The following is a 13,526-nucleotide window of genomic DNA, read 5'->3' on the forward strand; positions in this document are numbered from 1 at the left end:
GTGCGGGAAGTACTATATATATTATTATATGAGTGTTTATATGTGAGGATCACCCCCGCGTGTGCGGGAAGTACGAAAATTTTATTTTTTTATATCTTTTTTTTATGGGATCACCCCCGCGTGTGCGGGAAGTACAGATTTTTGTCGTCTAAGTCGTACCACGACCAGGGATCACCCCCGCGTGTGCGGGAAGTACAATTAAATTTTCTTCTTCTAGCCACTTTTCATAGGATCACCCCCGCGTGTGCGGGAAGTACACAGATACATACATAAACATATATATAAACATAAGGATCACCCCCGCGTGTGCGGGAAGTACGGTGGTTACAAATGGATTGGGAATCAAATAGCAGGATCACCCCCGCGTGTGCGGGAAGTACCTTTGTCTGCTCATCTAGTAGGGCCTCTAGTAGGGATCACCCCCGCGTGTGCGGGAAGTACTGGCCAAAAAAGCAAATGTTTCAAGGACGATGAGGATCACCCCCGCGTGTGCGGGAAGTACATCTCCGAAGAAGTACCCGAAGCAGATATCGAGGGATCACCCCCGCGTGTGCGGGAAGTACCGATATTTTCCGGGTCCCATTTTTCGTATCATAGGATCACCCCCGCGTGTGCGGGAAGTACATGCGGTTTGATTGGGGTACTCGATTGGCGCAGGGATCACCCCCGCGTGTGCGGGAAGTACTTTAATACTTTGGACGCAGACGTGCTGAAAAAGGGATCACCCCCGCGTGTGCGGGAAGTACAAAAATACTTGACAATCAAATTAAAATGTGTTGGGATCACCCCCGCGTGTGCGGGAAGTACTTAATTGAACAATTCGGGAATCAACTTTTATGGGGATCACCCCCGCGTGTGCGGGAAGTACGTTTGCTGTCGTCCCAACCTTGTAAGTATCAAAGGATCACCCCCGCGTGTGCGGGAAGTACGCCATGGCAATGGGCGTTCTTAGGGGAGAAGAAGGATCACCCCCGCGTGTGCGGGAAGTACGATGGAAATGGAGTTCCGTGCGAGTTTTAGTTAGGATCACCCCCGCGTGTGCGGGAAGTACCAACAAAATCTATATAAATTCTATAACCATCCGGGATCACCCCCGCGTGTGCGGGAAGTACGTGAGTAGGCAGGGTTTAAGGAAATCAAAACAAGGATCACCCCCGCGTGTGCGGGAAGTACTTGTTCTGCATCTTGCATCATCCTCTCTAGCACGGATCACCCCCGCGTGTGCGGGAAGTACTTTTTATCTTTTATACATTCAATAAATTCATTAGGATCACCCCCGCGTGTGCGGGAAGTACATTCTACTAGATAATTCCAGGTTCTATCAGTCAGGATCACCCCCGCGTGTGCGGGAAGTACTAAAGCATTTGAGCAATGTAGCCTTAATCTTTAGGATCACCCCCGCGTGTGCGGGAAGTACCCCTTATTTTTAAACTGCTCTATCATTTCCTCGGATCACCCCCGCGTGTGCGGGAAGTACACTTGCCCCGTCCTTAAAGCAGCGTGTAAAGTGGGATCACCCCCGCGTGTGCGGGAAGTACGCCGGCATATTCTTCCATGTGGCCGTCCCTTTAGGATCACCCCCGCGTGTGCGGGAAGTACCACAGGGGGGCGTTGACACCTTAGAGGTTACCGGGATCACCCCCGCGTGTGCGGGAAGTACAGGGAAGGAAATTAAAGTAGTAGGTAAGACGCAGGATCACCCCCGCGTGTGCGGGAAGTACTTGCGTTGTATATGGCAGGGTAGCTAAGGCCCGGGATCACCCCCGCGTGTGCGGGAAGTACCTGAATCAACTTCTTCAACTCCTTAAACTCGTAGGATCACCCCCGCGTGTGCGGGAAGTACCCACTGTTTTTGTATCTCTACCTAAGGAACGAAGGATCACCCCCGCGTGTGCGGGAAGTACCTCACACCATAGCACCTCACTTAAAAGGGAACGGGATCACCCCCGCGTGTGCGGGAAGTACTTACGTAAGCTAGACCGCAGAGAGATGGAGAAAGGATCACCCCCGCGTGTGCGGGAAGTACTAGTAAACGAATCCAAAACCCAAAGCACAGAGGGGATCACCCCCGCGTGTGCGGGAAGTACGATATTGATCCCGTACTGCAGGTGGGATCGTGAGGATCACCCCCGCGTGTGCGGGAAGTACACAAAATTGATATAAGAACCCGGCATGACTTTAGGATCACCCCCGCGTGTGCGGGAAGTACTGGTATGACTTTCTCCCGTCACTTCTCCGTTTGGGATCACCCCCGCGTGTGCGGGAAGTACATAATTCCTTTGGAGATATCCATGAGACAGCAGAGGATCACCCCCGCGTGTGCGGGAAGTACATAATTTGTTGGTTGCCGATTTATTGACCGCCGGGATCACCCCCGCGTGTGCGGGAAGTACTTGCTGTGCGTAAAATAGTTTGTTCATCAGTTGGGATCACCCCCGCGTGTGCGGGAAGTACACAATCAAAACACGATATCATGGAGAATTAATGGGATCACCCCCGCGTGTGCGGGAAGTACATCTACTTGTGATAATTTGTTTTTCGTTCTTAAGGATCACCCCCGCGTGTGCGGGAAGTACTTAGTTTCTTCTTTTCTTCCTTCAAAAGTTCCAGGATCACCCCCGCGTGTGCGGGAAGTACAATGATCAGGTAGCCTCATAGTATTCCCTCCAGGGATCACCCCCGCGTGTGCGGGAAGTACAAGGTAGACGAAATAAAAGACTTGGATATAGTGGGATCACCCCCGCGTGTGCGGGAAGTACACTTAAAGATCCCATAAATATAGCCGTTTCTTTTGTTTTTATCCTTGGTTTTTATTTAGTTTCTCCCATAGTTCTTCTATAAGCTTTGCATCTTCTAGCGCTCTGTGGGGTACTTCTTTTTCGATCCCGTATTGTTTTAATACTGTTTCTAGTTTATAGTTTCCTAAACAAGATTGTTCTCGTTTTACTTGTTTGATCAAATCTTTGGCTTTATTTTTTATCCGAGGTTTCCCATCATTTTGTAGGGCTTGGTTAATAAATCGTATGTCAAAGGGAATTCCATATCCTATTATTTCTCCTTGCCCCATAAAATCTAGGAGTTCTTCCAATACAATTTCTAGGGATTTTCCTTCTTTTTCTAGTATTTCGTTGGTTATTCCTGTTAATTTTACGATGTCTTCTGAAAGAATTTCTTTTGTTTTTACGTAAGATTGATATTCTTCCCTTTCCCCTCTGTTTTTTCGAATGCATCCGACTTCTATTATGCTGTTTTTTATTTCGTCCAATCCACTGGTTTCTATATCTAAAATAATGTAGTCTTGCGAATCCCATTTTTTGTTTTTATTGGAATATTTTTTTGCTTTTCGAAATTTTGCAGCGTCGCTAAATCCTTTGGTAGACTTTGGCGTTTGTTTTTCTTCTTCCTTTATGATTTTTACTAAGGGAATTCCGTCGTAATCAATGGCTTGAGCTTCTGTGTGAATGGTTTGAAAGGCGTAACCGATTTCGTTTCGATGGGCATAACTTAGGGTTGCCTCTCCAACTCCTACGGTTTCTTTCACTCTTTCCCATAATTTTTCTCGGATTCTTGTGTTGAAATTTCCTACATAGACTCCTATACTGATTTCTTGCATCCATTTGGTTAAGTCCCCCCGCAGAGAATCGGGGGTCTTTTTTAGGGTGATTACTGTTAAAGGCATTATTCTCCCTCTTTGTAGCTGACTCCGTGTTTTACCAATTTTTCCTTGTCATCCCATAGATTGATTGTATCAATATACATTTCTTCTTCGGCTTTGACTTCTAGTAGATATTGTATGTCTTTTACAATTTGAGTCATAATTTTCCCGTCAACAAAGGCGTCTCGCACTCTTTGTCTAGTTAATCTTCCGATGTCATCTTCTTCTGTGTATTCTTCTGCAATTTCAAAGGCTATGGGAATGGTGATTTCTGCTTTATATAGATCGGCTATGTCATAGATAAAGGATTGGTCGTGACCTGTATGAACAAAACCTAGCCCTGGGGATAGGCCTAAGGCGACGGCTATGCTATAGACGATACCATATAGACAGACGTTTCCCGCAGAAAGGGCTTGATTTACAGCATTTCCGGCTAAGAAGTCGTCGGGGTTGTATTCTCTTCCATCCCACGGAACGTTGTGAAGTTTGGATTGTTGACGGTAAATATGTCTAATCCTCGCTCCTTCTCGGCCTCGCAATTGTTGCATGGTTAGTTTTGATACGTCTTCTCCGGGGAAACGCATTTGATACATGCGCCTGGCTACGCTTAGACGGGTTCTTGTGTTGGAAACAAGGCTGGCTTGTTTTTCTAAAAATCTTGTGGAGTGAGCTAGAGCTCTTCCGTGGGCGTAATGTCGAACGCCTCTTTCTCCAACCCATACCATACTCGTTCCCGTATCCCCAATCAATTCTACGGCTCTATGACTGATGTCTGTTCCTGGCCCCAAAATTAAAACACCGACCATTGCGGCTGGAATTCGCACAATTCCTTGTTTGTCTGTGACCGTTATGGCACTATCTTGACGATTGATTTTTGCGTGTTCAATGTAGATAAAGCTGACTCTATCCCCAATTCTTGGTAGTTCTTGGAGTTCTGTTTTCTTCGCACCGACTTGTTCGTTCATATTATCTGCTTGGGATAACTGTCATCAATCCAAAACCATAGGCTTTTTTCTTTCCCAATCCATGGATTAATGTGTTGCGAAAATCTTCGATGTTTGTAATGGTCAACTTTCCTTCATACACAGCTTTTCGCAGCTTTATCTTTCGTTGACCTGCTTTTGAAAATTCTTCGTACCCTTTTTCCACAATAAGAAAATCTTCCAATTGTAGAGAAAATCCATTTTTCTCGGCTCGTTCCATAAGATATTCCATTAAATCTTCATCTTTGGAAAGGGGGACGACCCTCCCTCTCTTTCCTTCTTGAGATAGAGCTTTGGTTGGATTGGCTTTTAGACGAAAACGGAGCTCTTGCCCTTCTTCTAAACGTTCTAAAAAGGGAGTGTAGTCTTTGGTTTGGGCCGTCCCTTCGATCCCAAAGCGTTCCATTTTTTCTAACGAAGGTTTGGATTCGCTAATAATTAGAAGGTATTCTTTCCCGTTCAGAGAGTCGATTCGCCAAAGTTTTCGGCTTCTTGTTTTCTTTTCTATTTCTTCTGGGAAAGATTCTTCTACCCAACTATGGAACGCTCCTAGGTGATTGAGCTGTTTCATCTTTGGCCGATTGTATCGGTCCATTTCTACTCTAGAAATATACATTTTCTCAACCTCCTATTGCACCAAATGCATCGTGTTCTTTGGCTTCTAGATCTCCAGGGACTTCGCAAGAAGTCTTTGCTTCCATACGGAAGGCGAATTTTCTTTCTTTTTGATGGAAAGAAATCGGGCGATCTTTTCGTGGCTTTCCTTTTTCTTCTGGAATCAAATGGGCATCTGCATAAATTGTTAATTGGTTTTTGTGATGTTTTTTGTACCAGTCCGCTCCTTGCCATGGTATTTCTTTTAAGGCTTCGATTGGATTTTTCTCTTCGATTCCATAGAAAAAATCTGCAGTTAAAGGTAAAGAACGTCGCCCCATAAACCCTTGAAAATAAGGAGATTTTAGGGCTTCGGCTATTTCTTCTATTTTTTCTTCTTCTTCCGATCCAATGGCTACCATAAAGATAGCATCTTCTAAATAGTAACGGTTGGTTACGTAATTTTTTTCAAAAACGCCAGTTGGTTTGTATTTGCTGGCAATGTGGTAATCTCTTAGAATTTGTCCCTGTTGATCAATTCGAAGGGCAAAATCGAGATTTCTTAGTTCTTCTAATCGTTCCTCTTCTTCTCTGCGAATTCCCATACTTCCTGCAATTAGACCAATTACAGCTGACTTTGAGGGGTAGTAGTCTGTGTGTCTTGTTTCAAAGTGAGACCCTGTCCCCCAAGACTGCAAAGGTCCTGCAAATTTTAATAAGATGGTTTTCATTCCATCACCTTACATTTCTTGGATGAATTTTTCCAACTGGCCATTCAAAGTTTCCAATAAATCTTTTATAGATTTCGCTTCTTGAACCTCTTCTTTTCCGTTGAAATCATCCATGGTTAATACGATAGAAAATTCTGGTTCTTCTACAAATTTTTGTGTTTTCTTATATTCTTCCATTAATTTTTCTAAAGATTGCTCTACATATCCTTTTGTGGAAGAAACGGGTTTTTCAAAGGCACTTACTAAGTTTACTGGTCGGTCTTTTCTCAATACGATTAAAACTCCTTGTGGCACCGTTTGATTGGCAAAACTATTTACTTTTCCTGTTGGCAAAGAGTTTATAAATGCTTCTACGTAAAGTTTTAAGGCCGCTGCTACGGATTCTTTGTCTTCAATTTGGCGATAGAAATCATGTACGGCTACGTTGGCATAACGGTAAAGAGTAGAAGAATTGAACTCGATGGTTCCTAACATGCCGGCACCACTTTGTTCTTCTCCTTGTAAGTCATCTACGGCTGTGAAGAAATCGAAATCCGATTGCACTCCGTGAGTGGAAATGGCATGAGCCACTTGAGAAGATGCATCTTCGTTTAGAGATGGGTCATCTGCTAGCATACGGCCAAATAGAGCAATATCAATTGCTTGGTTGTTTTTCAAAATATTTTTTAGAACTTCTTTGTCGTTTTCTCCTTCAAGGGCTGCTTTGGCCAAATTTCTTCCTTGGGTATCTCCTAAGAAAAATAGGGCTTTTGTTTTATTATCTTTTAATTTCAATCCAGCGCCTTCCAATGCGTCTTTGGCTAGTTTAATGGCTTCTTCTTCACTTTTCCCATTGTCCAATTCTAGAATTTTTTTCGCCACAAATTCTACGACTTCCAAAGTACGAACGCCAACATTTTTTATTTCTCCCTTATCAATAAAATAGTTTCGGATGGCTCGTTTCCATGATTGAGAACTGACTCTTGCTCTTCGAATCCCACCATATTGAGCGGATTTTGGACTGCCTGTATCGTCACGATTGATATTAGATGGTGGCAAAGTTTGAATGGCGTGAATGTCTAAAAATAAGCGTTGATTATTGTTCATTGTTCTCTTCTCCTTTTTTATTTCTTTGATAATAAGCTTTTGCCCATGCAAGTCGTACTCGTTCTTCTTCTCCCCTTTGGAACCAGTATAAATCCTCTGCTAGTTTTCCATAATGAATAGGAGCTGTGGTTTTGGCTTTCATAAGTTTTGTCATTTGTCGCAAATGATAGATAAATTCTTCAAAAGTGGAAGCCGTGATTAAGGCATTAAAACGGCGATCTACGGCTGTCGTGTTTTCTCCCATTCGCAAGGAACGGAATGTATGCCCCATATTCTTCCAGCGATTTTTTACTTTTTCTCCGTCAATTTCTTCCTCTTCTGCCATCATCCCACTTTTTTTGCTTCCTTGCTCTGAAAGGGCCAAAATTTGTAAGGCATATAAGATGGATTTTTCCTCTTTCGATAGTTGTTCCCCTTGTCCCAAAAATTCTTCTGGCAATTGATCGTACAAAGTGGACCAAACACCAATGGTTTCACTTAGAGGCTTTCCGATGGATTTTCTAAGTTCTGCTAAGGTTGCTTTCCCAGAAGAGGTTTCTTCCATTTGAATCAATCTTGAAGCAATTCGATTGGTGACAGAATAAACCGTATTTTTTCTTTCTGCTTTTTCTTCCATTGTACCCTCCTAACCTTTAAGCTCTTGCTCTAAAAAATATAAAAAAGAATTGTATGATAAAGGAATATTTTTGTATTCACTTCGTGTTTCGCTAATCCTTTTTTCTATTCCAACATAATCTCTCGAAGTTCCTTCCATCGCCATTTTTTCTGCTTCTCTTTGAACAATTTTTCTTAAAATATTTTTCCATTCTTGCAGTTTTTCTTCCTTGGAATTCTCTGGTTCAATTCCCTCAATCCAATCTCGGAATGGACTGTCTACCAAGAAATACATCTCTTCTACCTTTTGGTTTACAAATTCGCTAGAAGATAGATTCCGAATTTCCTTTATATCCATAACAAATTTTCTAAAGGTTTTTTCAATTACCGACTTCGTTAACTCAACCATATCGTTGATCCGAGGAACCCAGCCATTTTTTGAAACATCAGATAAAATCCATTCGTTTATATTTAGAGAATCTAAAATTTCGTCTACAGGAACCCACGAAGTCGCATTTCCATCGTCTCTCATACTAACGGCTTGAATGGTTAAATCATACTCTCCAACTGTATCTTCTAACCCTTGAATCCATTTCATTAAAATAGGAATTCGCTTATTTTCTCCATAAGAAACCATTAAAAGCCCAAAGGAACGCCATAAGGCTTGATTGGGAGTGTGTTTCTTTGGCGTATAAGTGTCCTTATTCTCTCCGTTAAGATTGTATCGCCACAGAGTCATAGGCTCCAAAAATAAATCCTGATGATTCATATCTGGAATTTTCACAATGTCAAAAGAAAATGGTTTTTCTTCTACCGTTTCTGGAGGAATAAAAATCCCTCGACTCCAGTTGGTATAAAGTTCAGCAAGATTGTCTACCGTTGCAGACTTCATATATCTCTCGATGATTTCTTTGGGTTCATATTCCCAACAAGGTTTTTGTTCATTCAAAATATACATTTCTTCTGGATGCTCTAAAACCAGATTCAAAAGAAGGGTGTCATAAAGAGTTTCTCCCTCAACAAAAACCCCTCCTAAGTCAAAAATCCATCCTTTGGAAGATTTATATTTTTCCTTCCCAAAAATTACCTTATCCGATAATCCACTATATCCTTGGAACGTCAGCAACCAACGAGCTACTTCAGGAAAAGATAAGATTTCCTTATTTCCTTTTCCTTCATATTTGGGAGAAAATAGGGCCACTTTATTTCCACTTTCAGAAATCAAACGATTCATATTTTTCCCCGAAACGCTGCTAGGTTTTGATTTATTTAATTTATTTGGTGCCACTTCCTTTTCCGTAACTTGGAAAAAGGGATATGTCTCATGGAGTAAGTAAAAACGATCTCTCCATTTTTCTAAGTATTCCCCTACAATATTTGGGAATTGTTTTTCTTCCCATAAAGTTTTCCACGTTTCCATTAAAGCTTCTGCATATTCCTCTTCATCGTCGGAATGGATTTCTTCCAAGGGCTTAAATCGGTCGTCTAAATTTACAAATTCGTAAGGATTTCCCTCTCCATCAAAACGAGAAAATACCGTATGAAGCACTGCCAGCAATAAACGAAGCATGGCAAAATCTTGGGTCTTCATATCTCCTCCCAAGCCAAGATAGTTTGGCGCATTCTCAAGGCATTCTAAAAGAGATACTTCTTTTGTCGTTCCTTTGGAATCCGTTATTACGGAAATCCACGGTTCGTCTAATAAGTTAAAACGCAAATTCTTCACATCCTTTCGTATTTCAGTCCCAACTTCTCATCATAGGTCAAACGAACGCCATTTAATATAAAGGTATTTTCTTCATCAAAAACAATTCCTAATGCCCCTTTTAGCCAGATTATCTCCTCCCATTCTTTCAAGTTCTGAATTCGATACGCTTCCAATTGATCAATGGTTGCGTCTATATTATTTGGCATACACAGAATACTTGGTAATTTCAGCGTCTGTTTCGCCACTTCCCGGGCTATTTCAAAATCGGAAATTTTAAGAGAAATATCTTCTTCTTCTCCAAAAATCCCGTATCCATTGCCAATTTTTTTTAAGGCAATGATTTCAATGGTGTCTAAACTGTCTCGAACCTGTTGGCTTGCCCTTTCTTCGGTCTCCACTAGACTTTCAAAACTAAGCCATCCTATGAGACTTTTTTGCTTTTTCCTTCCTGGAGAAAGAATTTGATATACTTTCGCTTTGGTTTCTTTTTTTGTATGTTTGTCCTTTTCTTTCTCTTTCATATTATTATATATGACTTCTAACTCATGGGGGAAGCATATATTTTCTGTTCCGTACACTTTTTCTACTAACGTAGGAATATCTTTAGGAATCATTACGTTTTCTGGCAAATAAAATTGCGTTCTTGCCAATAAATATCCCCCATATACAGCCATAGACCCTGGCTCAAATTCTAAAATATCACTGCGCCCCATAACGTAACATTGAGGAATCTCAAAGCCTTTTGGACGAGGAATTTTATGGCGATGAAGTCGTCCGATTCTTTGAATCAAAAGATCCATAGGCGCCAAGTCAGAAATTAGAAGGTCAAAATCAATGTCCAAAGACTGCTCCATCACTTGGGTTCCAATAATGATTTTCCCCTTTGGTCGATTTCCACCTTTCCCGATTTGAGCCATTAAATCCTCTTCCTTCTTTACTCGATGGGTCCCGATAAAGCTAGAATGAAGAAGATCCACCATTTCTGGGCCAAATCTTTCGGAACATTCTTCCGTAAATTGTTGGGCTCTTTTGACCGTATTGACAATGATCCCAATAATACCTCCGTTTTGGAGTTTTTCTTCCAAAAAATCCATTCTATTTTCTTCCCCTAAAAAATGGATGGCTACTTTCTTCTCTTCCATTTCTTCAAAGGAGGTTTCTTGAAGAACCAAATCCCCATCGGTATAAGTAACAACAGGATAGCTTCCTATAGGAAAGGATTCCATCTGTTTTTTCATCTCTCGTTTTTTCAAACCACGACCTTGCATATAGTGGATAATTAACTCTTCCCGTCTTTCTCGAGGCAAAGTAGCCGAAAGAATAATAACCGGAACATTATAAGTTCCTAACCATTCTACAGCTCTGTATAAATATTGAGCCATATAGGTATCGTAACTATGAATTTCATCCAATACGATTACCTTTTTGCTAAAACCCAAATGTCGCAGCGCCAAATGTTTCTGCTTCAACGCCAATAGCAAAAATTGATCCACTGTTCCTATAACAAAATCATCCAAAGAAGCTGTTTTTCGCCCTGAAAACCATTGGTTGACCTGAACGCTTTCATTTCGGCTTTCATCAACGTTAATATTTTCTGCCAACCCCGCAAACTCTTCGTTTAGCGACGCCTTTCCATGAAGCAAACGAATAGAAGTCGTATTCTCCGTTTCTTCCATCCATTTTTTCAACCAATCATAAACTCTAGGATAAAGCCCATTGGAAGTTGCTTGAGTTGGTAAACCAAAAAACATACCTCGGCTCCGTTTTTTATAGGATAAAATTTCTACCCCTGCTAAAGCCGCCTCTGTTTTCCCAATTCCCATAGGTGCTTCCAAAATAAAAATCCCCGGATTTTCTGTCTTTTCCATACAATGAGAAAAAACCTCTTGCACATTCCTAGGAGAAAATCCAAAATGACATTGAAAAACTTCTTCTACCTCTGGCAGATATTCACCTTCATAAAGATTTGTCTTTTCCCATTTTCTCCAGCCTTCTATTCTGCGCTTCTCTTGATCTTGTACTCCCTCTTCCTCTAAATCAATCAATGGAAAATATCGTTCATTACTGGCAATCCAGTCCGCCATAATCAAAAGTCCAGATAATAAAATTTGTACTTTTTGAGGAATGGAAGGAAGTTCCTCTATGGAAGAATAACGATTCTCTCTTAAAATACGGGCAAATAAATTCCTTTGTCCCTCGTCCCATTTTTTGTAAATTTCGCTTTTTTTATCGTCCACTTGAAAATAGTTCGCGTCATAACAAAAAGGCCCATGTTCCCTCACTGCTTTCATAGAATCCGGAGCTTTTCCATGATGTCCCCCAACAATAGAAGAAATATCTTCTCCTACGCCATACTCCATGAATAAAGCCTGCCCCATTAAAGCGTGAGGCGTCTCTCTAGAAGAAGATAAAACCAATTGGCTTATTCCTGTAAATCCATGACGTTCCAAATTTTCCATTAACCGAGCATCTAAATCTCTTTGATTTGGAACGCCAGACATCGATTGAAAACTGGCGCAAGCTTTACCCAAATCATGGGAATATCCTAAAAATACACATAGCTTTTTAATTTCTTCCTCATCCAAAGGATATAAATTTTCCCCAATAAAATCTTTTACTCCTTGGCTCAGCCAATGTTCCCAAAGTTGTCCCATAACAAATCCTGTATCTTCCATATGTTGCCACAGAGGAAGCCACAAAAGTCGACTTCCCTCTACTTTTTTCTTCGCCCATAAAACTTCTTCAAAATGATTCATAAAAACCTCGTCACACACATAAGAAAACATTTTCATACATTATAAAACTCTTTCTGTTCCTTTTTACCTTAGGTCATTATAACACAAATCCCGCAAAAAAGAACATATGTTTTTTTATTTTTCTGAGTTTCCTCCACATTTTTTCTTTATAGCTATTTCTTCCGCTGTTTCTCGAATGTACTTCCAAGAATTCCCCCAATAAAAAAGCTTCCGTAAAAGCCGGGAGTTTTTTTATGTCCAAATCTTCCCCACGGGAAAAGATTCTATTTTTTTCTAAAAACCCTTTTGTTTTGGATGGAATAACTGACAAAAAACAAGGCCAAGTCCACAAAGAATTTCACCACAACCTCTGAAAAACTGGGGAAAATCCATAAAATTATGCTTACAAAAATTGCACTTGCTCCCATAATAAACAAAGCCAGTGAGTAATATTTTCCCAAAGAAGACAAAAAGTTTTGAGAACTCTGAAAAACAATTTTGTAGTTAAATACTAGGTTGAAAAAAGAGGAACAAACCCTTGCTAAAATCGTTGCCAAAACGATATAAATTCCTGGATAAGAGCTCTTAAAAAAAGAACAGAATAAAGAGAATAAAAACAAATCCAAAGCCATAGACAGAACGGAGCCACAGGCAAATAGGAAAAATCCTCGACCTAAAACACGATATACTTTCCATGAGTCTTTTACGGTATGAAAATGGGATTGATGATGTTCTCGAGAATCATAAATGGTTTCAATGGGAATCTCTACAATTTCAAAAGAACGGATTCCGTCTACTAGCATTTCCATCTCAAACTCAAAGCCCGTTGCCTGAGAGGAAAGAAGGGTGGAGAACATTTCCCGAGGAATTCCCCGCAGTCCCGTTTGGGTATCTTTCAAAGCACGACCGGTTACAAATTGAAACACTTTCTCCGTAATGGCGTTTCCTAGACGGCTGCGCAAAGGTACCTCTTCTCCTGAAAACTCACGAAATCCTAGAATTAGATCTCCTGGATTCTTCTCCATTTCCTTGCGAATTTTTTCAATGGAATCTGGGTCATGTTGTCCGTCTGAGTCGGCCGTTACTACACCTAAAATTTCTGGAAAATCTTCCGAAACCGCTGCAATTGCCGTTTTCAAGGCCTGCCCTTTTCCACGATTCTCAGGGTGAATTAAAATCTTCCCTCCTAAATCCTGAACCATTGGTTGGCAAAGAGAAAAAATCGAATCGAAAGAAGAAGAACTCCCATCGTTTACAATATAGATGGGTCCCATATTTCGCCGATGCAACTCTGAAATTAGATCAAACAAGCGAGAATCCGGTTCATAAGCCGGAATTAAAATCGGAATACAAAACATGTAAATCTCCTTGAATATAAAATAGTTCTACTTATATCCTATAGAGAATGGAAAAAGAAAACAATAGAAAAAAATAAAATTG

At 40.9% G+C, this 13,526-nt stretch carries 9 protein-coding genes and 1 CRISPR repeat array (1 of these 10 running past the window's edge); all 9 genes read right to left on the bottom strand.

What is annotated here, in order from left to right:
- Nucleotides 1-2,759: direct repeats of the CRISPR family, unit length 28 nt; unit sequence GGATCACCCCCGCGTGTGCGGGAAGTAC (it extends 686 nt beyond the left edge of the window).
- A 38-nt stretch (nucleotides 2,760-2,797) separates the two neighbouring features.
- A complete protein-coding gene (gene cas2e / locus LQU94_RS04140) occupies nucleotides 2,798-3,679 on the bottom strand; it encodes a type I-E CRISPR-associated endoribonuclease Cas2e (RefSeq protein WP_230696428.1) in 882 nt (293 codons plus the stop codon).
- Entirely contained in the window at nucleotides 3,679-4,620 is a 942-nt protein-coding gene (cas1e, locus tag LQU94_RS04145) for a type I-E CRISPR-associated endonuclease Cas1e (RefSeq protein ID WP_230696429.1), read from the bottom strand. The genes cas2e and cas1e overlap by 1 nt, the downstream gene beginning before the upstream one ends.
- 1 nt (nucleotide 4,621) lies before the next feature.
- A complete protein-coding gene (cas6e, locus tag LQU94_RS04150; protein ID WP_230696430.1) occupies nucleotides 4,622-5,254 on the bottom strand; it encodes a type I-E CRISPR-associated protein Cas6/Cse3/CasE in 633 nt (210 codons plus the stop codon).
- A gap of 4 nt (nucleotides 5,255-5,258) precedes the next feature.
- On the bottom strand, nucleotides 5,259-5,963 hold the full coding sequence (gene cas5e / locus LQU94_RS04155) for a type I-E CRISPR-associated protein Cas5/CasD (RefSeq protein WP_230696431.1): 705 nt from the start codon (nucleotides 5,961-5,963) through the stop codon (nucleotides 5,259-5,261).
- A 9-nt stretch (nucleotides 5,964-5,972) separates the two neighbouring features.
- Entirely contained in the window at nucleotides 5,973-7,049 is a 1,077-nt protein-coding gene (gene cas7e / locus LQU94_RS04160; protein WP_230696432.1) for a type I-E CRISPR-associated protein Cas7/Cse4/CasC, read from the bottom strand.
- The gene (casB, locus tag LQU94_RS04165; protein WP_230696433.1) at nucleotides 7,039-7,665 is read right to left on the bottom strand and encodes a type I-E CRISPR-associated protein Cse2/CasB; all 627 of its coding nucleotides are present in this window, start codon (nucleotides 7,663-7,665) and stop codon (nucleotides 7,039-7,041) included. Before casB ends, cas7e begins: the two co-directional genes overlap by 11 nt.
- Before the next feature lie 9 nt (nucleotides 7,666-7,674).
- Nucleotides 7,675-9,360 (bottom strand): type I-E CRISPR-associated protein Cse1/CasA, encoded by a 1,686-nt coding sequence (locus LQU94_RS04170; RefSeq protein ID WP_230696434.1) that lies wholly within the window; start codon nucleotides 9,358-9,360, stop codon nucleotides 7,675-7,677.
- Nucleotides 9,361-9,365: 5 nt separating this feature from the next.
- Complete coding sequence (gene cas3 / locus LQU94_RS04175) at nucleotides 9,366-12,107, bottom strand: CRISPR-associated helicase Cas3' (RefSeq protein WP_230696435.1); 2,742 nt, start codon at nucleotides 12,105-12,107, stop codon at nucleotides 9,366-9,368.
- 263 nt (nucleotides 12,108-12,370) lie between these two features.
- Nucleotides 12,371-13,444, bottom strand: a complete 1,074-nt coding sequence (locus tag LQU94_RS04180; RefSeq protein WP_230696436.1) for a glycosyltransferase family 2 protein — start codon at nucleotides 13,442-13,444, stop codon at nucleotides 12,371-12,373.
- Nucleotides 13,445-13,526 lie beyond the last annotated feature (82 nt).

It is taken from the genome of Peptoniphilus sp. KCTC 25270 (assembly GCF_021012875.1).
In the GTDB taxonomy this organism is placed as follows: Bacteria; Bacillota; Clostridia; order Tissierellales; family Peptoniphilaceae; genus JAJMZJ01.

What these genes read in the sequence shown, in the direction of transcription:
- cas2e (WP_230696428.1), bottom strand. Translation starts at nt 3,679, where the DNA reads ATGCCTTTAACAGTAATCACCCTAAAAAAGACCCCCGATTCTCTGCGG.
- cas1e (WP_230696429.1), bottom strand. Translation starts at nt 4,620, where the DNA reads ATGAACGAACAAGTCGGTGCGAAGAAAACAGAACTCCAAGAACTACCA.
- cas6e (WP_230696430.1), bottom strand. Translation starts at nt 5,254, where the DNA reads ATGTATATTTCTAGAGTAGAAATGGACCGATACAATCGGCCAAAGATG.
- cas5e (WP_230696431.1), bottom strand. Translation starts at nt 5,963, where the DNA reads ATGAAAACCATCTTATTAAAATTTGCAGGACCTTTGCAGTCTTGGGGG.
- cas7e (WP_230696432.1), bottom strand. Translation starts at nt 7,049, where the DNA reads ATGAACAATAATCAACGCTTATTTTTAGACATTCACGCCATTCAAACT.
- casB (WP_230696433.1), bottom strand. Translation starts at nt 7,665, where the DNA reads ATGGAAGAAAAAGCAGAAAGAAAAAATACGGTTTATTCTGTCACCAAT.
- cas3 (WP_230696435.1), bottom strand. Translation starts at nt 12,107, where the DNA reads ATGAATCATTTTGAAGAAGTTTTATGGGCGAAGAAAAAAGTAGAGGGA.
- LQU94_RS04180 (WP_230696436.1), bottom strand. Translation starts at nt 13,444, where the DNA reads ATGTTTTGTATTCCGATTTTAATTCCGGCTTATGAACCGGATTCTCGC.